The organism is Roseovarius sp. TE539, from assembly GCF_003298505.1.
Lineage (GTDB): Bacteria > Pseudomonadota > Alphaproteobacteria > Rhodobacterales > Rhodobacteraceae > Roseovarius.
This window is the reverse complement of sequence record NZ_QNGB01000001.1, coordinates 154,928-178,503: the sequence shown is the minus strand read 5'-3', so window position 1 is coordinate 178,503 and position 23,576 is coordinate 154,928. Positions and strand designations below refer to the sequence as shown.

At 63.2% G+C, this 23,576-nt stretch carries 21 protein-coding genes; 13 read left to right on the top strand and 8 right to left on the bottom strand.

Features of this window, described 5'->3' with window-relative positions; genetic code table 11:
* Positions 1–80: 80 nt before the first annotated feature.
* The gene (locus tag DQW77_RS00870) at positions 81–1,145 is read left to right on the top strand and encodes a hypothetical protein (protein ID WP_258523626.1); all 1,065 of its coding nucleotides are present in this window, start codon (positions 81–83) and stop codon (positions 1,143–1,145) included.
* A 24-nt stretch (positions 1,146–1,169) separates the two neighbouring features.
* On the top strand, positions 1,170–2,714 hold the full coding sequence (locus DQW77_RS00865) for a substrate-binding domain-containing protein (RefSeq protein WP_113256269.1): 1,545 nt from the start codon (positions 1,170–1,172) through the stop codon (positions 2,712–2,714).
* A gap of 26 nt (positions 2,715–2,740) precedes the next feature.
* Here the strand turns inward: DQW77_RS00865 and radC are convergent, their stop codons facing one another.
* The 3 genes from radC to dnaK form a co-directional block, all read right to left on the bottom strand.
* Positions 2,741–3,502, bottom strand: a complete 762-nt coding sequence (radC, locus tag DQW77_RS00860) for a DNA repair protein RadC (RefSeq protein ID WP_113256268.1) — start codon at positions 3,500–3,502, stop codon at positions 2,741–2,743.
* 119 nt (positions 3,503–3,621) lie between these two features.
* Complete coding sequence (gene dnaJ / locus DQW77_RS00855) at positions 3,622–4,782, bottom strand: molecular chaperone DnaJ (protein ID WP_113256267.1); 1,161 nt, start codon at positions 4,780–4,782, stop codon at positions 3,622–3,624.
* 77 nt (positions 4,783–4,859) lie between these two features.
* On the bottom strand, positions 4,860–6,776 hold the full coding sequence (gene dnaK / locus DQW77_RS00850) for a molecular chaperone DnaK (RefSeq protein ID WP_113256266.1): 1,917 nt from the start codon (positions 6,774–6,776) through the stop codon (positions 4,860–4,862).
* Between the two features lie 207 nt (positions 6,777–6,983).
* On the opposite strand from dnaK, the gene DQW77_RS00845 reads away from it, so the two are divergent.
* Entirely contained in the window at positions 6,984–7,592 is a 609-nt protein-coding gene (locus tag DQW77_RS00845; RefSeq protein ID WP_113256265.1) for an alpha-ketoglutarate-dependent dioxygenase AlkB, read from the top strand.
* A 24-nt stretch (positions 7,593–7,616) separates the two neighbouring features.
* On the opposite strand, the gene DQW77_RS00840 is transcribed toward DQW77_RS00845, so the two are convergent.
* A complete protein-coding gene (locus DQW77_RS00840; protein WP_113256264.1) occupies positions 7,617–8,321 on the bottom strand; it encodes a UTRA domain-containing protein in 705 nt (234 codons plus the stop codon).
* A complete protein-coding gene (locus DQW77_RS00835; RefSeq protein ID WP_113256263.1) occupies positions 8,318–9,682 on the bottom strand; it encodes a formimidoylglutamate deiminase in 1,365 nt (454 codons plus the stop codon). Before DQW77_RS00835 ends, DQW77_RS00840 begins: the two co-directional genes overlap by 4 nt.
* Before the next feature lie 81 nt (positions 9,683–9,763).
* Between DQW77_RS00835 and hutI the strand changes: the two genes are divergently transcribed.
* From hutI to DQW77_RS00785, 10 genes are all read left to right on the top strand, one after another.
* Positions 9,764–10,957 (top strand): imidazolonepropionase, encoded by a 1,194-nt coding sequence (gene hutI / locus DQW77_RS00830; RefSeq protein WP_181711166.1) that lies wholly within the window; start codon positions 9,764–9,766, stop codon positions 10,955–10,957.
* A complete protein-coding gene (gene hutH, locus DQW77_RS00825) occupies positions 10,954–12,495 on the top strand; it encodes a histidine ammonia-lyase (protein ID WP_113256262.1) in 1,542 nt (513 codons plus the stop codon). Before hutI ends, hutH begins: the two co-directional genes overlap by 4 nt.
* Positions 12,496–12,613: 118 nt before the next feature.
* Positions 12,614–13,411, top strand: coding sequence for an N-formylglutamate deformylase (gene hutG, locus DQW77_RS00820; protein ID WP_113256377.1), 798 nt, complete (start codon positions 12,614–12,616; stop codon positions 13,409–13,411).
* Between the two features lie 112 nt (positions 13,412–13,523).
* Positions 13,524–15,191, top strand: coding sequence for a urocanate hydratase (gene hutU, locus DQW77_RS00815; protein WP_113256261.1), 1,668 nt, complete (start codon positions 13,524–13,526; stop codon positions 15,189–15,191).
* A 6-nt stretch (positions 15,192–15,197) separates the two neighbouring features.
* Complete coding sequence (locus DQW77_RS00810; protein ID WP_258523625.1) at positions 15,198–15,650, top strand: DUF1810 domain-containing protein; 453 nt, start codon at positions 15,198–15,200, stop codon at positions 15,648–15,650.
* Between the two features lie 86 nt (positions 15,651–15,736).
* Positions 15,737–16,822 (top strand): TRAP transporter substrate-binding protein, encoded by a 1,086-nt coding sequence (locus DQW77_RS00805; protein ID WP_113256260.1) that lies wholly within the window; start codon positions 15,737–15,739, stop codon positions 16,820–16,822.
* Positions 16,823–16,876: 54 nt separating this feature from the next.
* Positions 16,877–17,380 (top strand): TRAP transporter small permease subunit, encoded by a 504-nt coding sequence (locus tag DQW77_RS00800; protein WP_113256259.1) that lies wholly within the window; start codon positions 16,877–16,879, stop codon positions 17,378–17,380.
* Positions 17,380–18,930 (top strand): TRAP transporter large permease subunit, encoded by a 1,551-nt coding sequence (locus tag DQW77_RS00795; RefSeq protein WP_181711170.1) that lies wholly within the window; start codon positions 17,380–17,382, stop codon positions 18,928–18,930. Before DQW77_RS00800 ends, DQW77_RS00795 begins: the two co-directional genes overlap by 1 nt.
* A gap of 115 nt (positions 18,931–19,045) precedes the next feature.
* Positions 19,046–20,065, top strand: coding sequence for an ornithine cyclodeaminase family protein (locus DQW77_RS00790; RefSeq protein ID WP_113256258.1), 1,020 nt, complete (start codon positions 19,046–19,048; stop codon positions 20,063–20,065).
* A complete protein-coding gene (locus DQW77_RS00785) occupies positions 20,065–21,534 on the top strand; it encodes an aromatic amino acid ammonia-lyase (RefSeq protein WP_113256257.1) in 1,470 nt (489 codons plus the stop codon). The genes DQW77_RS00790 and DQW77_RS00785 overlap by 1 nt, the downstream gene beginning before the upstream one ends.
* A 12-nt stretch (positions 21,535–21,546) precedes the next feature.
* Here DQW77_RS00785 and DQW77_RS00780 read toward each other — a convergent pair whose 3' ends face one another.
* The 3 genes from DQW77_RS00780 to DQW77_RS00770 form a co-directional block, all read right to left on the bottom strand.
* Positions 21,547–22,353: a mechanosensitive ion channel family protein gene (locus DQW77_RS00780; RefSeq protein ID WP_113256256.1), complete on the bottom strand. Its 807-nt coding sequence runs from the start codon at positions 22,351–22,353 to the stop codon at positions 21,547–21,549.
* A 76-nt stretch (positions 22,354–22,429) separates the two neighbouring features.
* Positions 22,430–22,879, bottom strand: coding sequence for a YtoQ family protein (locus tag DQW77_RS00775; protein ID WP_113256374.1), 450 nt, complete (start codon positions 22,877–22,879; stop codon positions 22,430–22,432).
* 14 nt (positions 22,880–22,893) lie between these two features.
* Positions 22,894–23,553 (bottom strand): phosphoribosyltransferase, encoded by a 660-nt coding sequence (locus tag DQW77_RS00770; protein WP_113256255.1) that lies wholly within the window; start codon positions 23,551–23,553, stop codon positions 22,894–22,896.
* Positions 23,554–23,576 lie beyond the last annotated feature (23 nt).

The following is a 23,576-nucleotide window of genomic DNA, read 5'->3' as shown; positions in this document are numbered from 1 at the left end:
TTTGGTGCCACAGCGCAGCCGTTTTCCGGAAATAGCCTTCTCCCAGCCTGATGAACGGGCGGGAGGGCATTATGTCAAAAATGAGACTGGCGGCTATTTCCGGGGGCACCTTGGCATGCGCCATGGGAATCGGCCATTTCATGCAGATCGGCGGTGGGCCTGACGTGACATCGGCGCCGGTGGTAAGCGCGCAGAGCGTTGTAGAAGGTGCTGCCATCGAGGCCGAGGTGGAAAAACCGGACGTGACGGACGCGGAAGCACCGGACGCTGCGGCACTTGCCGCGCCCGAGGCCCCGCGCACCGAGGACATGACACTATCGGAAATCGAGCTGACTTCGGCACTGCCAAGGCCACCGGCGAGCCGCGGAATTCCTGCGCCTCTTCCGTCTCCCCCGCTCACCCGCGTGGCTCTGGAGGATGCGCCGATATCCGACCCTCCTCCCGAAGAGCCTACACCGAATTTCGCCTGCGAATATGACATGCAAGCGGAAACAGTTGCCGCCGCAATGGTCAGGCTGACGCTGACTGTGCCCTGCATGACGAACGAGCGGTTCACGTTGCATCATAATGGCATGATGTTCACCGGTGCGACCGACCTTTCCGGAACAAGCGAAATGCTGGTTCCGGCCCTGTCGAAAAAATCCGTGTTCATCGCGGCCTTCGCGAATGGCGAGGGGGCCGTTGCCAACGCCGAAGTAACATCCCTTGAATATTATGATCGCGTGGTTGTGCAGTGGAAAGGTGCCAGTGGCCTGCAGATTCATGCGCTTGAATATGGTGCGGGATATGAGGACGAGGGCCATGTCTGGGCGGAAGCGAGCCGTGACATGTCGGTTGCCGCGCGCGGGAATGGCGGTTTTCTGACCCGCCTTGGCGATCCCGAGATGGCCGAACCGTTGATGGCGGAGGTCTATACATTTCCCAGTGGAATCGCGAAACGTGACGGAGCAGTGAGCATCCGTGTCGAAGCCGAAGTGACACGGGAAAACTGTGACCGCGATGTCGAGGCACAAGCCATAGATCTGGCCGAGAATGGAAAACTTCAAGCGCAGGACCTCGTGCTTTCAATGCCCGGCTGCAATGCCGTCGGTGATTATCTGGTGTTGAAAAACCTGGTCGAAGACCTGAGTATCGCGCGCAACTGATGTGTGGCGACCGGGGGTCACTCGATGAAATTTCTGTGTGTGGCGTTTCTGGCCGCACTTATGACCGTGGGCGCCGAGGCCGTCGCGCAGGATGTCACGCTGACCTCGCGCGACGGAGATGTCGAAATCTCCGGAAACCTTCTGGGTTACGATGGTGAGTTCTATCGGGTGGACACCATTTATGGTGAATTGACGGTCGATGGCTCGGGTGTTCTGTGCGACGGTCCGGGGTGCCCCAATCTCGAAGATTTCGTTGCAGAAGCAAGATTTTCCGGTGCGCCGACGGTTGGCCGTGTGCTCATGCCCGCGTTGATCGAGGCGTTCGCACTGCGCAACGGGATGGAATTGCGGCGCGACGCTGCAGGGGACGACCGGCTTATCTATGTCCTTTCGGATCGCGAGACCGGACAGACACGCGGCCGCTTCATATTCCGGCTGACCAATTCGGACGAAGGATTTGCCGATCTTCTTGCAAACGAGGCCGATATCGTCATGTCCATTCGTGAGGTCCGAGAGGACGAGATGCGGCGTGCGCAGGATGCCGGGCTCGGAGACCTGAGCGATGGACGGCGCAGCCTTGTTCTGGCCCTGGATGCCTTGGTGCCGATCGTTGCGGCGGATAATCCCGTTGTCGGCATTTCAATCCGCAACCTTGTGAAGGTGCTGACCGGAAAGATCGACAACTGGTCCGGACTTGGCGGCGTCGATGCTCCGATCGATCTGCATCTGCACGATCCGCAGTCAGGGTTGGGACAGGTGATGCAAAAACATCTTTTGCGCGGCGAGGATACAGCGCAAGCGGAGCTTCATGCAGATCCGGCGGAGCTCGGCCGTAGCGTGGCGAAAAATCCTTTCGCAATCGGAGTAACAAGCCGGTCCATATCGGGATTGGCGCGGGCGTTGGCGCTTGAGGGGGCCTGCGGGTTTTCCGTGCGCGCAACCCGTTGGTCGATCAAGACCGAGGATTACCCCCTCACGGCGCCGGTTTTCCTTTACCTTCCGGCACGGCGTTTTCCGAAACTGGTGCGAGAGTTTCTGGCGTTCAGCAGAAACCGTTCAGCGCAGCTGGTGATCCGGCGCGCCGGGTACGTGGATCAGCAGCCGGAGGAAATTGCCATCTCCGCACAGGGAGAACGCTTTGCGAACGCGATCCTGAGGGCGGGTGACGAGGTGACGCTGAAGGATCTGAAAACGATGGTTCAGACATTGGCACCCCTCCAACGGCTGACCACGACTTTCCGATTCGAACCGGGCTCGGCACGCCCCGATGCGCAATCACGGGCCAATATAGGCCGGCTGGCCCGCGCGCTGGAAACGGGAGAGTATGACGAACGCCGCCTGGTTTTCGCGGGGTTCAGCGACGGGGAGGGCCCGGCGCAGGCCAATCGACGAATTGCCCGGCGCCGGGCCGATACCGTGCGCAAGGCCGTGATCGATGCCACCGAGACGGCAGACCTGTCGCGCGTCGATCTGGAAACGGCGGGATTCGGCGAGGCGATGCCTATGGCTTGCGACGATAGCGATTGGGGCCGCAGCGCCAACAGACGGGTCGAAATCTGGGTCAGGTAGCAGCGGGTACACGGATTGAAACGGTGTCAGAGAAATCCCCGCGCGCGAAAGCTGATCTCGCAGGATCGACCGATTATTATATGATCATGGAGTTCGATCCCGAGAGTTCTGGCGGCGTCGCGGATCTGGCCTGTCATATCAATATCCGCGGATGAAGGCGTGGGATCACCTGACGGGTGGTTGTGAACCAGTATCAAGGCGCTCGCGTTGTGTTCGAGGGCGCGTTTGACAACCTCGCGCGGATAGACCGGAACATGATCCACCGTGCCCTGCGCCTGCTCCTCATCGGCTATGAGAACGTTCTTGCGGTCAAGAAAGAAGACGCGGAATTGTTCGGTCTCGCGGTGGGCCATGGTGGTATGGCAATAATCCAGCAATGCATCCCAGGATGATATTACCTGCCTTTGCAGCACGCGAGCGCGCGACAGGCGATGCGATGCGGCCTCTACGATCTTGAGTTCTGTTGCCACGGCCTCACCCACGCCAGCAACCTCCAGAAGGCGCGGCAGCGGCGCCGAGATCACCGCGTTGAAATCGCCGAAGACTTCCAGCAGTTGGCGGGCGAGCGGTTTCATGTCCTGCCGGGGCACGGCACGGAACAGGACCAGTTCCAGCAACTCGTAATCCGGCATCGCGGTTGCGCCGCCGGAAAGGAACCGATCCCGCAGCCGTTTCCGGTGGTCGCGGATATAGGAGGGCTGCTTGACGGTTTCGGGCCGCTTGGACGCCGGTGCAGTGCCCGCGAAAAGTGGCAGTGACGCATCGGAAAATGAACGTGAGCCGACCATGCCGGGAGGATGCCGCAGGAGCGTTAGGGAATGGTTAACGCATCCCGGACGGAGGCCCGTGACGTCCCGAGTGTTTGCGGGCGGCTGGTGTGGCCGGACATCAGCCGCCGCAATGCCGGTCAGCCCTTCATGCTGTCCCAGAAATTCTTGACCGATTTGAAGAAGCTCTTGCTTTCGGGATTATTGTCTTCAGACTCCGCCTCGAACTCGCGCAGCAATTCCTTCTGCCGCGAGGTGAGGTTGACCGGTGTCTCGACAGCGAGTTCGATGAACATGTCGCCCCGTCCACCGCCCCGCAGGGCCGGCATGCCCTTGTTGCGCAGTCGCATCTGACGGCCCGATTGGCTGCCGGACGGGATTTTCACGCGGGCGCGTCCACCGTCGATTGTGGGCACTTCGATGTCACCACCAAGAGCTGCGGACGCCATCGAGACGGGAACAGTGCAGAAGAGGTTGATTTCATCCCGCTCGAAAAGTTTGTGCTTCTCGACCTCGATGAAGATGTAGAGATCGCCCGGTGGTCCACCGCGCATCCCGGCCTCACCCTCGCCGGAAAGGCGGATGCGGGTGCCGGTTTCGACACCGGCTGGAATGTTCACGTTGAGGGCACGATCCTTTTCAACCCGGCCCTGGCCGCCGCAGCTTCCACAGGGGTTCTTGATGATCTGACCAAGGCCCGAGCAGGTGGGGCAGGTGCGCTCGACAGTGAAGAAACCCTGCTGGGCGCGCACCTTGCCCATACCTGAACATGTGGGGCAAGTGGCCGGTTCGGCCCCGCCCTCGGCCCCTGATCCGCTGCAGGCCTCACAGGGCACCGACGTGGGTACGTTGATGGTTTTCTGAAGTCCGGTGAACGCTTCTTCCAGGGTGACGCGCATGTTGTAGCGCAAGTCCGACCCGCGCGCGGCGCGCCTGCCGCCACCGCCCGCCCGGGCACCCATGAAATCGCCGAAGAGATCGTCGAACACGTCCGAGAAAGCGCTGGCGAAATCACCCTGTCCGCCACCCATGCCGGCGCCGGGCCGCGGGCCACCGCCACCACCGCCCATACCACCTTCGAAAGCCGCATGGCCGAACCGGTCATAGGCGGCTTTCTTTTCCGCATCCTTGAGCACGTCGTAGGCTTCACCGGCTTCCTTGAATTCGGTCTCGGCCTCCGGGTTTTCCTTGTTGCGGTCGGGGTGAAGTTCCTTCGCCTTCTTGCGGTAGGCTTTCTTGATATCCTCCGCCGAGGCGCCCCGGGATACGCCCAGAACGTCGTAATAATCGCGCTTGGCCATCGGGTTCTCCTATACTCGGAACGGCAAGGGCCGGCCCGGTTTACGGACCGGCCCCGCAGATGCCGTCAGCGGGGCGCTTACGCGCGCTTGTCGTCGTCGAGATCCTCGAAATCGGCATCCACAATATCGTCGTCACCCTGGGCCGAAGACCCCTCATCGGCAGATGCCGGGCCGTCATCGGCTTCTTCCTGGCTGGACTTGTAGATCGCTTCGCCAAGTTTCATGGCCGCATCGGTCACGTTCTGGATGCCGGATTTGATCTTTTCGGCGTCGTCGCCGTCAAGCTCGTCCTTGAGCGCCGCGACTGCAAGTTCGATAGCCTCCACGGTGGTCGGATCGACCTTGTCCGAATGCTCTTCGAGCGACTTCTCGGTCGAGTGGATAAGGCTTTCGGCCTGGTTCCGCGCATCGACGAGTTCACGCCGCTTCTTGTCGGCTTCGGCGTTTTCCTCGGCATCCTTGACCATCTTCTCGATATCATCTTCGGACAACCCGCCGGAGGCCTGGATGGTGATCTTCTGTTCCTTGCCGGTCCCCTTGTCCTTGGCCGAAACGGAGACAATGCCATTGGCGTCGATGTCGAATGTCACCTCGATCTGGGGCATGCCGCGCGGGGCCGGCGGAATATCCTCAAGGTTGAACTGGCCGAGCATCTTGTTGTCAGACGCCATTTCGCGTTCACCCTGGAAGACCCGGATCGTCACGGCGCTCTGGTTGTCCTCGGCGGTCGAGAATATCTGGCTCTTGTTGGTCGGGATCGTCGTGTTGCGGTCGATCAGGCGCGTGAACACACCGCCCAACGTTTCGATTCCGAGGCTGAGCGGAGTCACGTCCAGCAGAACGACATCCTTGACGTCCCCCTGAAGCACGCCGGCCTGAATGGCGGCGCCCATCGCGACCACCTCGTCGGGGTTGACGCCCTTGTGGGGCTCCTTGCCAAAGAACTTGGTCACTTCTTCCACAACCTTGGGCATACGGGTCATGCCGCCGACAAGAACGATCTCGTCAACGTCACCCGGTGACATGCCGGCATCCTTGAGAGCGGCTTGGCAGGGCTTCATCGAGGATTTGATCAGGTCACCCACCAGGCTTTCGAGTTTCGCGCGGGTCAGTTTCATGACCATGTGCAGCGGCGAGCCGTCAGACCCCATCGAGATGAACGGTTGGTTGATCTCGGTCTGGCTGGAGCTGGAAAGCTCGATCTTGGCCTTTTCGGCAGCTTCCTTGAGCCGCTGGAGCGCCATCTTGTCCTTGGTCAGGTCAACCCCGTGCTCCTTCTTGAACTCTTCGGCAAGGTAATTGACGATCCGCATGTCGAAATCCTCACCACCCAGGAACGTGTCCCCGTTGGTGGCCTTGACCTCGAAGAGGCCGTCGTCAATTTCCAGGATCGTCACGTCGAAAGTGCCGCCACCAAGGTCGTAGACCGCAATGGTGTGGGTGTTTTCCTTGTCGAGCCCGTAGGCGAGCGCCGCCGCCGTCGGTTCGTTGATGATGCGCAGCACTTCAAGACCGGCGATCTTTCCGGCGTCCTTGGTGGCCTGACGCTGGGCATCGTTGAAGTAGGCGGGAACGGTGATGACGGCCTGCGTGACCTCTTCGCCAAGGTAGCTTTCGGCCGTTTCCTTCATCTTGCCGAGAATGAAGGCCGAGATCTGGCTGGGGCTGTACTTGTCGCCCTTGGCCTCGACCCAGGCGTCGCCGTTGCCACCGTCGATGACCTTGAACGGCATGTTCTTGTTGTCCCGCGCCAGATCGGCATCGTCGTAGCGGCGCCCGATCAGGCGCTTGACACCGAAAATGGTGTTTTCCGGGTTGGTCACGGCCTGGCGTTTCGCCGGTTGGCCGACAAGGCGTTCGTCATCCGTGAAGGCGACGATGGAAGGTGTCGTGCGCGATCCTTCGGCGTTCTCGATCACGCGCGCCTGGCTTCCGTCCATGATGGCGATGCAGCTATTCGTGGTTCCGAGGTCAATGCCTATGACTTTGGACATGTTTTCGATCCCTTTCTGTTCAGGCGATGGTGCGGGCCGCGGACCCGTTCCGGCATCCGCCCCCGATATATTTACGGCGCCCCTTGAAAGGCGCCGTCTTTCGAGGGGTATATAGGGAGGGGCGTCAGGGGCTGCAAGCCAATGCGCGGAAGCGATTGTACAATTTCGTGGCAAATAGGTAACGGCCCGTGGTGAAAGAGGGTTTTGATGGTGGAACCGACGCTGACCGTTCGCGGTGTGGAGATTTTCCAGGAGTACCTTGATCGCCCGGCACAGCAGGCTCTCCTGGAGGAGTTGCGCGAAGCCGCGAGCCAGGCGCCCCTCTTCGTGCCCGAGACGCCACGGGGCCGGCGCATGTCGGTGCGCATGACCGCGGCGGGCAAATATGGCTGGGTCTCGGACAGGCGCGGATACAGGTACGAGCCGCGTCACCCGGCCGGCGGGGAATGGCCGTCCATACCGGCCCGGGTGCTGGAGATATGGCAGGCCGTTACCGGGCTGGAACGGGAACCCGATTGCTGCTTGATCAACCATTATGCCGAAGGAGCGCGGATGGGTCTTCACCAGGATCGAGACGAGGCGGATTTCGGCTGGCCGGTCCTGTCGGTGTCGCTGGGTGATGACGCCCTTTTCCGGATCGGCAACACCGAGCGTGGCGGGCGCACCGAATCGGTCTGGCTGAAATCCGGGGATGTCGCCGTGATGGGGGGCGAGGCCCGCCTCGTGCATCACGGGGTGGATCGTATCCGGCCCGGAAGTTCCAGCCTGCTGCCTAACGGAGGCCGGATCAACCTTACGCTGCGCGTGGTGGACTGAAACGGGCAGGCGGGCCGCCGCTCGTCAGATCGTTGTTCGGATACTGTGACCGGGCGCGTAGGAAAGACGCACGGCCGTGATCGCACGGGCGCCGTCCCACGTGGTTCTCTCGATCACGAAGAGCGGCGCCCCGTCCGATGCATCAAGTCGCAACGCGGGCTCGCCATCCGCGGCCATCGCGGCGAAACAGATGTCGCCATGAGTGTAGGGCGCATTGGTCAGAAGCCATTCGTTGGCACTGACATCGCGAAAATCCTGTTGTGCGGCCCCGGGAACGGTGTCGGTGTTTATCCAACGGTCCTCATGCACGAAAGGCGCGCCATCGGCCGTGTGCAGGGCCGCAACATGCAAAAGCGGCGTGCCCGCGGCCAGCCCCATTGCCGCAGCGGCCCAGAGCGGGGCAGGGGCCGATTCCAGGCGCGTGATCCGTTCGTAGCCATAGCTCCGGCCACGTTCCTCTATCTCCAGCCTGATCACGGGCACGTTCACGGTGGCTTTGCTGACCGGATGAAGGGCTACTCGCGTTCCGGCCTTTCGCCGCCGTTCCAGCAGGCCGGACTCCGCCAGCGCCTGAAGCGCACGGTTGACGGTCGCGCGGGCACAGCCGAATTCCCGTGCGAGATCGGCCTCGTTGGGGATCACCTCGCCGGGTTCCCATTCACGGGCATGGATACGGCGCAGCACTTCCTGCTGTATCGATTGCCAGCTTCTGAACGTACCGGCGTTCACAACGCATCCCGCAATGGCTTCATTGCCTCCCGGTAACGGCGAAGGATGGTATCGCGGTGGATATGTGCGCCATCCCGCACCATGTGCCTGCCCGCGGCCCAGACATCGCGGACCAGGGAATCGTCGCCGGCGAATATCCAGCAATCAAGTGCCGTGTCGTCGCGGCGACCCTCGAGGTCCATATGATCGCTGTCCAGGGCCAGCAGATCGGCCTGAAGCCCTGCTGCAATGACTCCGGTCTCGCGTCCGGCGGCGATGGCGCCACCTTCGCACACCGCGTCGAATATCCTGCGTCCGGTACTTCGGTCGGCCGTGGCTAGGGCCGCGCGGCTTCCGTCACGCAGTCGCTGTGAATACTCAAGCGTGCGCAGCTCCTCGGTGAGTGAGATGCGGATATTCGAATCCGACCCGATGGCGATGCGACCGCCCGCAGACATCCAGCGCACCCCGTCAAAGATACCGTCGCCAAGGCTGGACTCGGTGATCGGGCAAAGACCGGCGACCGCGCCTGTGGCGGCAAGTCCCTCGGTTTCTCGCGGCTCCATCTGGGTGCAATGGATCAGGCACCACTTCGCGTCCACCTTCACATTCTCCAGAAGCCATTCGACCGGGCGACGCCCGAGGGCATGGCGAACCTCCTCGACCTCGGCCACCTGTTCGGCAAGGTGCATGTGCACGGGTCCGCCACCGGCCAGCGCAGGCGTCGCTGCCAGCGCCTCGGGGGGAATCGCCCGCAGGCTGTGGGGTGCAACACCGATCGCGGCATCGCCGGGCAGGGCACCGATTGCCTTGCGGGAGTCCTCGACCAGCCGTGCGAAACGATCGGTATCGTTGCCGAACCGGATCTGACCCGGCCCAAGTGGACGGCGATCGCAACCGCCGAACTGATAATGCACCGGAAGAAGGGTAAGACCGATGCCGGTCAAGTCGGTGGCGGCAGCCACACGTTCGGCCATTTCGGCAAGGCGGTCGTAGGGCCGGCCGCCGGGCCTGTGGTGCAGATAGTGGAATTCCACATTGGTCGCATAACCCGCTTCCAGCATTTCCATCTGAACCAACGCGGTGATCGCCTCGGCGTCTTCGGGGCCAAGGTGATCCAGGAAACGGAACATGAGCTGCCGCCATGTCCAGAAACTGTCCTGCGGGTCGGGGCCGCGCGCTTCGGTTAGGCCGGCCATGGCCCGCTGAAAAGCGTGGGAGTGCGCATTGACGGGCGCAGGCAGGAGAAGCCCGACAAGGTGCCCGCCGGGTGCCGCGTGGGGTGTGACAGTGGCGATACGCCCATCGTTGCCGATCTCGACGCGCACGTCGCTTGCCCAGCCGGACGGCAGCAAAGCGCGCGAGGCCCAGATTGTCTTCATCGAGATTTCCCATCTTGACAGAAAATTATGTATATACATAATAAAGCCGATATCGACCCGCGATCAAGGAATTTGTCTGGAATGCTGCTGAAAAACGCGACACTGGCCACAATGTGCCGCGGCACCCCCTATGGCCTGATTCCGAACGGGGTTATCCTTATCGAGGACGGGCTGATCCGCTGGGTCGGGCCTGAAAAAGATCTGCCGGCGGGTCTGGACCTAGCGGCCGGTGAGGATCTCGAAGGGCGGCTGATCACGCCGGCACCAATCGATTGCCACACTCACATCGTGCATGGAGGCGATCGGGCGGGAGAGTTCGAGATGCGTCTGGAAGGTGCCAGCTACGAGGAAGTGGCGCGCGCCGGAGGCGGCATCGTCTCCACTGTGACCGCGACACGCGAGACTCCCGAAGACGAATTGCTGTCCGGAGCTCTGCGTCGTGCCGATGCCCTGATTGCCGAAGGTGTTTCCGTGATCGAGGTGAAGTCCGGGTACGGCCTGGATGTCGAGACCGAGACGAAGATGCTGCGGGCGGCGCGGCGGATCGCTGACCTGCGTCCGGTGCGGGTGAAGACCTCGTTTCTGGGCGCGCACGCGGTGACGACCGAATACAAGGGCCGCAACGCGGATTACATCCGCGACATCTGCCTTCCCGCGCTGGACCTTGCTGCAGCCGAGGGCCTTGTGGATGCGGTGGACGGGTTTTGCGAAGGCATCGCCTTTTCCGTCGAGGAGATCGAACCGATGCTTGCAAGGGCCCGGCAGCTCGGCTTGCCGGTCAAGTTGCATGCCGAGCAGTTGAGCAATACCGGCGGGACGCGACTGGCGGCCGCATACGGAGCATTGTCGGCCGATCACGTGGAATATGCCACCGCCGAGGACGCGAGGGCACTTGCCGCTTCGGGCAGTGTCGCGGTGCTTCTTCCCGGTGCGTTCTACACCCTGCATGAAACGCAACTCCCCCCGATCGGGGCGTTTCGCGAAAACGGGGTCCCGATGGCGCTGGCCACCGATTGCAACCCGGGCTCCTCGCCGCTGGCCTCGATTCTGCTGGCAATGAACATGGGGTGCACGCTTTTCCGGATGACCCCGGAAGAGGCGTTGGCCGGGGTCACCCGCAACGCCGCGAAGGCGCTCGGCCTCGACGATACCGGGATCATCGCCCCCGGCCTGCGTGCCGACCTGGCGATATGGGATGCGGCGCAGCCGGCGGAGTTGTCATACCGTATCGGGTTCAACCCGCTTCACCGGCGTATTTTCGGGGGCGAGGGATGACGGAGACGCTTGTTCCGGGATCCGTGACCCTCGCGCAGCTCGAAGCGATCTGGCGCCGTGACCTTCCGGTGGTGCTTGACCCGGCGGTCAGGCCCGGTGTGGAGGCGGCTGCCGATCTGGTGCGGCATGCCGCGGCGGGTGACGCTGCAGTTTACGGCGTCAACACGGGCTTTGGCAAGCTGGCCAGTGTCAAGATTCCGCCCGATCAGACCGAGGCGCTGCAACGCAACCTGATCCTGTCGCATTGCTGCGGGGTGGGTGAGGCGCTGGACAGGCCCACGACACGGTTGATGATGGTGCTGAAACTGCTGTCTCTGGGGCGAGGAGCCTCGGGGGTGGCGTGGCGGACAGTGGAACTGATCGGCGACATGGTCACGGCCGGGGTCACGCCGGTCGTGCCGGACCAGGGATCGGTTGGGGCGTCGGGGGATCTGGCGCCGCTGGCGCACATGGCGGCAGTCATGATCGGCGAGGGAGAAGCATGGCGTGGTGATGTCCGCATGCCGGGCGGCGAGGCGCTGCGACAAGCCGGGCTGGAGCCGATCGTGCTGGGCGCAAAGGAAGGGCTCGCCCTGATCAACGGGACGCAGTTTTCCACGGCCTGCGCCCTTGTCGGCCTGTGGGAGGCGTGGAGAAACCTGCGCGCCTGCGTCGTGACATCGGCGCTTTCAACCGATGCGATCATGGGGTCCACCGCGCCGCTGGTGGAGGGTATCCATCTTCTGCGCGGGCATCAGGGACAGATCGATGTGGCCCGTGCGCAACGCGAACTGATGACCGGGAGCGAGATTCGCGAAAGTCATCGCGAAGGCGACAGCCGCGTCCAGGATCCCTATTGCATCCGCTGCCAGGCGCAGGTCAGCGGTGCCGCCATGGACCTCTTGCGTGGCGCTGGAGGGACCCTCCGGACGGAGGCCAATGCTGTCACGGACAATCCGCTTGTCCTGGTCGATGACAGCCATCCGGACGGTGGCATGATCGTGTCGGGCGGCAATTTCCACGCCGAGCCGGTGGGCTTCGCAGCCGATCAGATCGCCGTGGCGATCGCCGAGATCGGGGCCATAGCGCAACGCCGCGTGGCTCTGATGGTGGACCCGACGCTGAGCTTCGATCTGCCGCCGTTCCTGACCCCGGAACCGGGACTGAACTCCGGCCTGATGATCGCCGAGGTGACCACTGCCGCGCTGATGAGCGAGAACAAGCACATGGCCACACCCTGCACCACTGACAGCACCCCGACCTCGGCCAACCAGGAAGATCATGTAAGCATGGCCGCCCACGCCGCGCGGCGGCTGCGGCGGATGAATGCCAATCTCAACACCATTCTGGGGGTCGAGGCGATCTGCGGGGCGCAGGGGATCGGCTTTCGCGCACCGCTCCGCACGAGCGCGCCGCTCAGGGAGGCCGTGATGCGGCTGCGCGCCGTGGTACCGGCACTGCAGGCGGACAGGTACCTGGCCCCCGACCTGCAGGCGGCAGCGGGTCTGATCCGCGATGACGCGCTGGCTGTCGCGGCGGGGCTGGAGTTGGACCCATGAGGCCGCGCAGGTGCTTTGCGTGGGCGGTGGCGGGGCGCTGCCCCTCTTGGCACCGGGGGAATCCCGGCGCCAATTCACCCCGGGATATTTCCGGCCAGAAGAAGCGCGGAGCCAAGGGATGACCCCGGTGGAGGTGATACGCGGCGACGGGCCGGTGGTTCTGGGCATGCCCCATACCGGCACATATGTTCCGCCACATGTTTGGGGCTGCATGAACGAGACCGGCCGCAGCCTTGCCGATACCGACTGGAACATCGACAGGCTTTATACAGGGGTGCTTCCCGGTGCGACGATAGTGCGGGCCACGTTTCACCGTTACGTGATCGACGCCAACCGGGACCCGAGCGGTGCGAGCCTTTATCCGGGTCAGAACACCACCGGCCTGGTGCCGCTGACAGATTTCGACGGGCATGACATCTGGGACCAGCCCCCGGATGCGGCCGAGATCGAGGCCCGCCGCGAGGCCTGGCATGCGCCTTACCACGCCGCCCTTGCCGACGAACTTGCGCGGGTGCGCTATCTGCACGGTACGGCGGTGCTTTATGATTGTCATTCGATCCGGTCCGAGATCCCGTTCCTGTTCGAGGGACGATTGCCGGATTTCAACATCGGGACCAACGGTGGCACCACCTGTGCGCCGGAAATCACTGCCCTTGCAGAGGAGGTCTGCGGTGGGGCCCAAGGGTACACGGCGGTCACCGACGGCCGCTTCAAGGGAGGCTGGACCACGCGGCATTACGGACGCCCCCACGACGGCTGGCACGCGATCCAGATGGAGCTGGCGCAGTCGACCTACATGCGCGAGGAACCCCCCTGGACCTATCTTGAGCAAAGCGCCGCGAAATTACGCCGTCCACTGGCCGATCTTCTGGCCCGGATGGATGGCCTCGCGCGTGATGGTGGGCTTTCGTGCTGACCCGCCGCGGCCACCGCAAGAGCCGTCACCGCCACGGTGTCACCCGCGGCCGGGAACGGAGATACAGAAACATTTGCCGGCCACCCGCCGGCCCGGTGAGGAAAACGGAGACATGACAGATCCACGCCACAACACCCGCGACGTGTATCCCGACACGGGCACCGAGATCAGCGCCAAGAGCTGGGTCACCGAGGCGCCGATGCGGATGCTGATGAACAACCTGCACCCCGACGTGGCCGAGAACCCGCATGAACTGGTGGTCTATGGCGGGATCGGGCGTGCGGCCCGGACATGGGAGGATTTCGACCGCATCGTCGCCACGCTGAAGACGCTGGAGGAGGACCAGACGCTGCTGGTGCAGTCGGGCAAGCCGGTGGGCGTGTTCCCGACCCACAAGGATGCGCCGCGGGTTCTGATCGCGAATTCCAACATCGTGCCGCACTGGGCCAACTGGGACCATTTCAGCGAACTCGACCGGAAGGGCCTGATGATGTACGGCCAGATGACCGCCGGGTCATGGATCTACATCGGCACGCAAGGCATCGTGCAGGGCACCTACGAGACCTTCGCCGAGGCCGGGCGCCAGCATTACGATGGAAACCTGACCGGCCGCTGGATCCTGACCGCGGGGCTGGGCGGCATGGGCGGGGCGCAGCCGCTGGCTGCGGTCTTTGCCGGCGCCTGCTGCCTGGCGGTGGAATGCGACGAGAGCCGGGCGGAATTCCGCAAGCGCACGGGTTACGTGGACGAGATCGCACATTCGCTCGACGAGTCACTAAAGATGATCGACCGCTGGACCAGCGCGGGCGAGGCGAAGTCCGTGGCGCTGATCGGCAACGCGGCAGATGTTTTCCCGGAACTGGTGCGGCGTGGCGTGCGCCCCGATATGGTTACCGATCAGACCAGCGCCCATGACCCCGTGCATGGCTACCTGCCACAGGGCTGGACGGTGGCCGAATGGCGCGGCAAACAGGAAAGCGACCCGAAAGCGGTTGAAAAGGCCGCGCGCGCCTCGATGAAGGTGCATGTTGCCGCCATGGTCGATTTCTGGAATGCCGGAGTGCCGACTCTGGATTACGGCAACAACATCCGGCAGGTGGCGCAGGACGAGGGGCTGGAGAACGCGTTCGCCTTTCCCGGCTTCGTGCCGGCCTATATCAGGCCGCTCTTTTGCCGCGGGATCGGGCCGTTCCGGTGGTGCGCGCTCAGCGGCGACCCGGAGGACATTTACCGCACCGACGCGAAGGTCAAGGAACTGGTGGACGATCCGCACCTTCACAACTGGCTGGACATGGCGCGGGAGCGGATTTCATTCCAGGGTCTCCCGGCGCGCATCTGCTGGGTCGGCCTGGGCGTGCGGCACAAGCTGGGCCTTGCTTTCAACGAAATGGTGCGCACGGGCGAGCTGAAGGCGCCGGTGGTGATCGGGCGCGATCACCTTGACAGCGGCTCGGTGGCCAGCCCCAACCGCGAGACGGAGGGTATGCTGGACGGGTCCGACGCGGTGAGCGACTGGCCGCTGCTGAACGCTTTGCTGAACACGGCGGGCGGAGCGACATGGGTCAGCCTGCATCATGGCGGTGGCGTCGGAATGGGATTTTCGCAACATTCCGGCATGGTGATCTGTTGCGACGGCACAGAGGATTCGGACCGCCGTATCGCGCGGGTCTTGTGGAACGATCCGGCCACCGGAGTGATGCGTCATGCGGATGCCGGGTACGACATCGCCCTGGATTGCGCGCGGGAGCACGGTTTGAACCTTCCGGGGATCCTGAAGTGAATGAGGATGGCTGCACACATGCCGTGGGCCGGTTCGGCGATGTGCCTTGACCGTTTCATCGACGCGCAGGAGCGCATGTGGCCCGCCCCCCTGCAGGAGATCAGGGCCGGGCGCAAGCGGACCCACTGGATGTGGTTCGTCTTTCCGCAGCTGAAGGGCCTTGGCCGATCGGCCATGGCGCAGCATTATGGCATCAAGGACATGGAGGAGGCGCGCCGATTTCTCGCCCATCCTGTCCTGGGTCCGCGGTTGGAAGAGATTTCCGGCGCGCTGCTGGCGCATGACGGCCTGGCGGCCGAAGCGATACTCGGCCCCGTGGACGCGATGAAGCTGCGTTCCTCGGCGACCCTTTTCGAGGCCGCGGGCGGTACGGCCGTGTTCGCCGGGTTGCTGGACTATTTCTTTGAGGGTGAGCGCTGTGACCCGACTTTGTCGCAGCTGCGAGAGAACGGCGATTGAAAGGACATCAAAGCGTAGGGCGTTGCCGTAACCAGATCGTCTGAACACGGACGCGAGCCAGAGACTTCAACAAGGAGGAAAGACCAATGAAGAGACGCGAATTCCTGAAGACAAGCGCCATCGGTACCGCCGGTGCGGCATTGGCAACACCTGCGGTGGCGCAGGACGTGCGGCAATGGACGATGGTCACCGCATGGCCGAAGAACCTTCCCGGTCCCGGCGTGGCGGCGCAGACGCTGGCCGACCGGATCACCACGCTTTCCGGTGGCCGGCTCGAGGTGAAGCTGCATGCTGCCGGCGAGATCGTGCCGGGGCGCGGCGTTTTCGATGCGGTTTCCGAGGGCACGGCCGATCTCTATCACGCGGTTCCGGCTTATTGGGGGTCTAAGTCCAAGGGCATACTGCTGTTCGGTTCTCAGCCGTTCGGGCTGCGCGCCGAGGAGCAGGTAGGCTGGATGGTCCACGGGGGTGGGCAGGCGCTTTACGACGAAATGTATGGCCGTTTCGGAATAAAGCCGTTCCTGTGCGGCAACTCGGGGCCGCAATGGTTCGGATGGTTCCGCGAGGAAATCAACTCGGTCGACGACCTCAAGGGCATGAAATACCGCTCCACCGGGCTGGCCTCCGAGATGTGTTCCGAAATCGGCATGGCGGTTCAGGCGATGAGCGGCCCGGCGATGTTCCAGGCGCTCCAGTCGGGGGCGCTGGACGCAGGAGAATTCATAGGGCCATGGACTGACTCGGCCCTTGGTTATCATCAGATTGCCAAGAACTATTACTGGCCGGGTATCGGCGAGCCCAGCTCGGCCGAAGAATGCGGGGTCAACGCGGCTGCCTACGAGGCGCTGCCCGACGATCTGAAACTGGTGGTCAAGACCGCGTGTTCGAGCCTCTACAACGATGTCTGGACCGAGTACGAGACCAAACATGCCAGGGCGCTGGTGCAGTTGGTCGAAAACGAGGGAGTGATGCCGAAGGCCCTGCCCGAGAACATCGTGACGGAGATGGGAAAGGCCGCCGAAACGGTGATAGGCAAGCTGCGCGAGGACGACGATGACCTGGTCAAGCGCATCGCCGAGAGTTTCGTGGCCTATCGGGACTCGGTGGGCGGCTACATGACCTATGCCGATAACGGCCAGATGAATGCCCGGGCCAAGGTTCTGGGATATTGATCATGGGCGCGGCCCGGGGTGCTGCCGGGCCGCGCCGTAACAAGGGATGACCCCATGCAGGCACTGGCATCATGGCTTGACGGGATCAACCGCGCCGTGGGGCGCGTGGTGCGGTGGCTGGCGCTGGCGATGGTGCTGGTGCAGTTCGCCGTCGTGCTGTTGCGGTACGTGTACGGCATCAGTTCCATCGCGCTCAACGAAAGCGTCCTCTACATGCACGCCACCCTGTTCATGCTCGGGGCCGGTTATACGCTTCTGGTGGACGGGCACGTGCGCGTCGACATCTTTCAGGCCAGGGCCGGCACGGTCGGGAAGGCGCGGATCGACGCCTTTGGCCATATTGTGCTTCTTGTCCCCTCGATGCTGGCATTGCTCTACTGGTCCTGGCCATCGGTCAGGAACGCCTGGGCGATCTACGAGGGCGCGATTTCGGTTGGCGGAATTCCCGGAGTGTTTCTGCTCAAGTCACTGATTCCTGCCTTTTGCGTATTACTGATCCTGCAATCCCTGGCCTGCCTTCTGCGCAACCTCGTGGTCCTGAGGGTGCGAAGCGCATGATCCTGGAATATTTCGACCTGCTGATGTTCGCGGCGTTGATGGCGGCCATCCTTCTGGGATTTCCGGTTTCCTTCGCGATCGCCGGAACTGCCATCCTGTTTGCCTACCTGGGCTGGTCCGCCGGGATAATGAAGCCCGGCCTTCTGGGTGCCTTGGGGCAGCGTGTATTCGGTGTGATGACCAACGAGGTGCTGATCGCGATTCCGCTGTTCGTGAGCATGGGCGTGATCCTGGAACGGTCCCGTATCGCCGAGGATCTTCTGGATACGATGGGGCGCCTCTTCGGGCAGTTGCGCGGGGGCCTGGGCATTTCGGTGATCCTTGTGGGGGCGCTTCTGGCCGCCTCCACCGGGATCGTCGGGGCAACAGTGATCGCCATGGGGATGATCGCGCTGCCCACGATGCTGCGGACCGGATATGATCCGCGTCTCGCCTCCGGGCTGGTTTGCACCGCCGGTACGCTTGGGCAGATCATTCCGCCCTCGACGCTCCTGATCATCCTCAGCGACGTGATGTCCAGCGCCTATCAGCAGGCACAGTACGAACAGGGCAAGTTTTCGGTCGAAACGATTTCGGTGGGCCAGATATTTGCCGGGGCGCTGGTGCCCGGGCTGGCGCTGGTGACGATCTACATCGTCTATGTGCTTTTGCGCGGCGTCCTTAGGCCGCAGGACATGCCGCCGGCACCCACCCCGGAAGGGCGTCCGGGCCCAGCCGAAATCGCGGGGGCCGTGGTGCCGCCGGTGGTGCTGATCGTCGCGGTTCTGGGCGCGATCCTTGGCGGCATCGCCACCCCTACCGAGGCGGCATCGGTCGGCGCGGTCGGCGCGATCCTGATGGCCGGCGCGCGGCAGGGAGTGGATCGGAGGCTGGTTCTGTGCGGGGCGGCGGCGTTTCTTTTTCTTGCTGTCGCGGCGGGCCTTGCCCCCGTGCGCCTTCAGCGCAGCGATGCGGGTGCTGCGGACTGGGCACTTGGTGCCGTTTACGGCGCGCTTGCACTTCTGGGGCTCTGGGCCGTCCTGGTGTCCCTTTGGCGGCTTTTCCGGCGCGATCTCCTGGTCGGCGCGATGACCACCACGATGACCGTGACGGCGATGATCTTTGCCACGATCCTGATGGCAAGTGTCTTCAGCCTTGTTTTTGTGGGCCTGGGCGGCGAGGACCGCGTGGCGCAGATCCTGCAATCCATGCCCGGCGGGGCGACCGGCGCCCTGGTCTTCGCGATGGTGCTGATCTTCGTGCTGGGATTCTTCCTCGATTTCGTGGAAATCACGGTCATCCTTTTGCCGCTTGTCGCGCCGGTTCTGATCCTGATGGGGCATGATCCGGTCTGGTTGGCGATTCTCATCGCCATCAACCTCCAGACATCCTTCCTGACCCCGCCATTCGGGTTCTCGCTCTTTTACCTGCGCGGCGCTGCGCCACCTGAAATCACCACCGGTCAGATCTATGCCGGAGTCATGCCATTCATTCTGCTTCAGATAGTCGGGATCACGACGATCTGGGCGGTTCCTGCCCTGGCCACCTGGTTGCCGTCGGTCGTGTTCTGAGGGGTTTCGGGCTTTCACACTGGCAAGAATCGCGTGGCAGGTGCATCTCGTGGATTGCGCGCTGCCGCATGATCGTGCTTATGTGCATACATAATCTGCAAGAAGGAAGTTGCACATGTCCCTGGACGGAAAAACACCTCCGGTCTATTTCGATTTTCTCAATCGTTTCGATGTCGAGGCGCTGGATCTGACGGATGAGGAAATCCTGGGTGCGGTGGAAGCCGGGCTACGGATGCAGGGAGCGGGAGAGACCGAGATCGAGCCGCGTACTCACATCCGGCCACGCGCGGGCGTCGAGGGCCATTTCAACGTCTTGCGCGGCTGGATCGGCGGTGAGGTGGACAGTGCCGGTACCAAGGTGGTCGGTGATTTCGTCGACAATTACCGTCATGGACGCCCGAGCGAGTATGGGCTTCTGACACTTTTCGATCCGCGCATGGGCGCGCCCAAGGCCATCGTTGACGCCACCGGCATCACCGAGATGCGAACCGGTGCGATCACCGCGCTCGGGGCCAAGTATCTGGCCCCGGAAAACCCGAAGGTCCTGGGCCATATCGGTGCTCGCGGCACCGCATACTGGAACATACGTCTACTTTGTCATCTCTTCGATTTCGAGGAGGTCCGCATTCATTCGCGTCGTCCCGAAAGCCGCGACTCCTTTGCCGCCCGGCTGGAGTCCGACCTCGGCCGAAAGATAGACGTCACGGATGATTGGCAAAGTTGCCTGGAGGGTGCCGATATCATGGTCGAGGCTTCGCGCCTGTCCGAGCCGGCGCCGCTTCTCAGGACGGAGTGGGTCAAGCCCGGCACCCTTGTCATTCCCTATGGAACCATGTCGGCCGTTGAACTGGACCTCACCGACATCATGGACAAGGTCGTCATGGATGACTGGGGGCAGGCGCATGGCGTCTTCGGGGCGCTGCGCGCGCACGTGGATGCCGGCAAGCTGACACAGGACACACTGCATGCCGAACTGGGGCAGATCGTCGCCGGATCGCGACCGGGGCGGGAACGCGCGGACGAGACGATCCTGTTCTGGCATCGGGGGCTGTCGCTTTCGGATATAGCGTTGGGTCACATGATGCTGGAAAAGGCGCATGACAAGGGGATCGGCCAGAAGTTGAGGTTCTGGTAATGGACGTCATGCAAAGGGTTGATCCGGCACAATTCGCCGCGACCCTGAAGGGCGTGAGCACGCTGGAGGTGCCGGACGCGGTTTTCGCACGTATCCAAGCCGCCCGCCGGCATGTTGACGCAAAGGCCGCCGGTGCGGCCCCTGTTTACGGCCTCAACACCGGGCTGGGTGGCAATCTGGGTCATCGGATCGCACCCGAAGACATTCCGGACTTTCAGCAAAAGCTGGTGGACGGGCGGTCCGTGGCGACAGGCGACACGCTGCCCGAAGAGACGGGGCGCGCCATCCTGCTGGCCCGTATCCTGTCGGCGTCTCAAGGGCGAAGCGGCCTTTCGGAGGAGGTTTTCAGCCACATGGTTGCGGTGTTCCGGTCAGGCATCGCGCCCGTGGTTCCGGAATTCGGGTCAATCGGGGCGGCGGATCTGACCGTGATGGCGGTTTGGGCACAGGGGCTTCTGGGGCGCGGCGAGGTTTGGTTGGAAGGACGTGTCGTACCTGCTGCCGACGCGTTGGCACGAGCCGGGCTGACGGCCCCTGTTCTTCAGCCGAAAGATGCGCTGGCATTGATCAACAACAGTGCCTTCAGCGTTGCGCGTGCGGCCCGCGCCCTGGAACATGCGCGACGGGGACTGGATATGGCCAGAACATCGGCGCTTTTGTCCTATGCTGGATACGGGGCCAGCCGCGAAGTGCTGCGCGCCGACGTGAATGCGCTGCGCCCCGCATCCGGCCAGGCGGATGCCGCCGCCTGGTTTGCACGGCACCTCGAGGGTGCCGAAGACCGGCCCCGCAGGGTGCAGGAGGCACTGAGCTTTCGTCTCGTCGCGACGGTCACCGGGGCGGCCGAGACCGCGATTGCCCGGGCCGAGGAGGCCTGGGAAGACGAGGCCAATTCCGGGGCCGACAGCCCTGCGGTTCTGGACGATGGTGAAATGGTCTCGACGGCACATTTCCATGCGCCGTCCCTGGCGCTGGCCCTCGAGGGGGTGAGTCTTGCCATGGCAATGGTAGCGAACGGTGCGGTTCAGCGGGTACAGAAACTGATGACCCCCGAGTTGTCGGGGCTGCCCAGGTACCTGTCGCCCATGGGCGGAGCGAGTGCCGGCATGGTGCCGATGCAGAAGACATGCGCCTCGCTGCAGGCCGAAATCCGGCGGCACGCGATGCCGGTTGCCTTCGATCCGGCACCAGTGTCTGACACGGTGGAGGACATGGCCGCCATGACACCGCTGGCGGCGGCAAAGCTTCTGGACCAGATGCGTGCCTTTCACCTGCTTGCGGGAGCCGAGGCGATGGCAGCGGCACAGGCACTGGACCTGCGGGCGCCCGGGGCGACAAGCCCGTCGGTCGCCATGGTGCATGACGCGATCCGGGCCGTCGTGCCCACCCTGCAGGAAGATCGCCCCCTTGGCGGGGATATCGGCGCGGCCGCACGTGCCCTGAGTGATGCCGCCGCCAAGTTGGCCTGAGAGGTCCCGGCGTCAGCCTGTTTTCTGGATTTCGACCGAGTGGGGATACGGGATCGAGATGCCTTTCTCGTCGAACGCTTCCTTGACCGTCTTGGTAAGTTCGAACTTGATGTCCCAGTAATCCCCGGCATCGCACCACAGGCGCGCGGTGAGATCGACGCTGCTGTCACCAAGATTGGTCACGCGCACCCAGGGTGCGGGATCGGAATGAACCCGGGAATCCGCCTCGGCCAGATCAGTGATGATCTTCATCGCCTTGTCCGCGTCATCGTCGTAATCAATTCCGAACATAAGGTCGCAACGCCGTGTCGCGTGATGCGAGTAGTTGGTGATGACCGCACCCCAGGCCTGCCCGTTGGGCACGATGATCTGGACGTTGTCCGGCGTTGTCAGTTCGGTGAAGAAAAGGTTCAGATCGGCCACGGTTCCCGCCGTGCCGCCGATATCAACATACTGGCCCAGCTTGTAGGGCCGGAACAGGATCAGCATGAATCCTGCGGCAAGATCGCTGAGTGTCCCCTGCAGCGCCAGCCCGATGGCCAGTGTTGCAGCGCCGAGAATCGCGACGAGGCTGGTTGCCTCGATCCCGAAAAGGCCAAGAACCGCGATCAGAACGATGATCAGGATGACCCATTTCAGAATACTTGCGACGAAATTGCCGAGGGTATCGTCAAGACGCGGGTTCGCCTGTACCCGGCGGCGAACCATGCCGCTGATCGCGCCGGCGACAATCCAGCCGACGACGAGAAGGACGATCGCCTTGATTGCATTGAATGCCAGCGGGCCGAACCCGCCCATCGTGTCCATGATCGGGCCCATTATCCAAACTCCCTCGTTAACCCGATGCTCCATTATCGCCCGCCACCGGCGCTGCCAAGGGGCATTTCACCTTCCGCTAGCCCGGCAAAGTGCCTTTGAGGACGTATTCGAGGATCTGCACCACTTCTTCCGGTTCCCGCGTGACCGCCAGAGCGGCGGCATCGACTTCCTTGAGGGCGTGATCGTGTTCCGGTGGCTGAAGGATGATGAGAGATTTGCCAAGCGCGCTTGCGTAGCCGGCGTCGAAGGCCGCGTTCCACTGCTTGTACTTGTCGCCGAAGCGGACGACCACAATGTCGGCTTCCGCGATTCCCTTGCGGGTGCGGATAGCGTTCACCATGGCCCCCTTGTGATCGTGCCAGTACTTGTCCGCCTCCTCCCCGAGGATCGCCACCCCGCAATCGTCACTTGCCGCGTGATCCGTCACCGGCGCGGAGAAGCCGATATCCAGCCCTTTGGCGCCCGAGACGATACGGTCGCGCCAGTCGGTGTGGATTTCGCCGGATAGATAAACCTTGAGGGACATCAGGGAGCTCCTGTTCATTGATTTCGTGCGGTACCGTCGGCCGGCGCGTCCTGCATCATTGCCGTAACCTCCCGGTCGGGGACCTGTTCGAAACGGTCATAATGTGCCCCCACCGCGCGGAAGTAGCGCGGCACCAGCGGGCAAACGACCCGATCCACCAGCGGTGACAGATCATCGAGCGCCTCTTGCGATGCGACGGGCACCGCAAGCAGGATCCGGGCCGGGGCGCGGTCACGCAGGGCCATGAGGGCCGCGCGGACAGTGGCACCGGTTGCTATGCCGTCATCGACGAGGATCGTATCGCGCCCCGCCACCGGGATCGGCGGCCGGCCCGCAAGCCATCGCTGCCGCCGTTCGGCCAGTTCGGCACGCTTGGTTGCGACGGTGTCGGCGATATCGTCCTGCGTCATTCCGAGCCCGCGCAGGATGCCCTCGTTGAAATACACATGCTCGGGCGGGCCATCGACGATTGCGCCCGCTGCCACCTCTTCCTGCCCCGGCACGCCGATCTTTCGAACCAGCACCAGATCCAGCGGCGCGCCGAGCCCCCTGGCGACAGGCAAAGCCACGGGCACCCCGCCGCGCGGCAGGGCAAGAACCACAGGATCGTCCAGGGCCATGTCCTTTAGCCTGCCGGCAAGTTCGTCACCTGCCGCTTTTCGGTCGGCATACATGCTGCCTCCTGCTTCGTTTCACC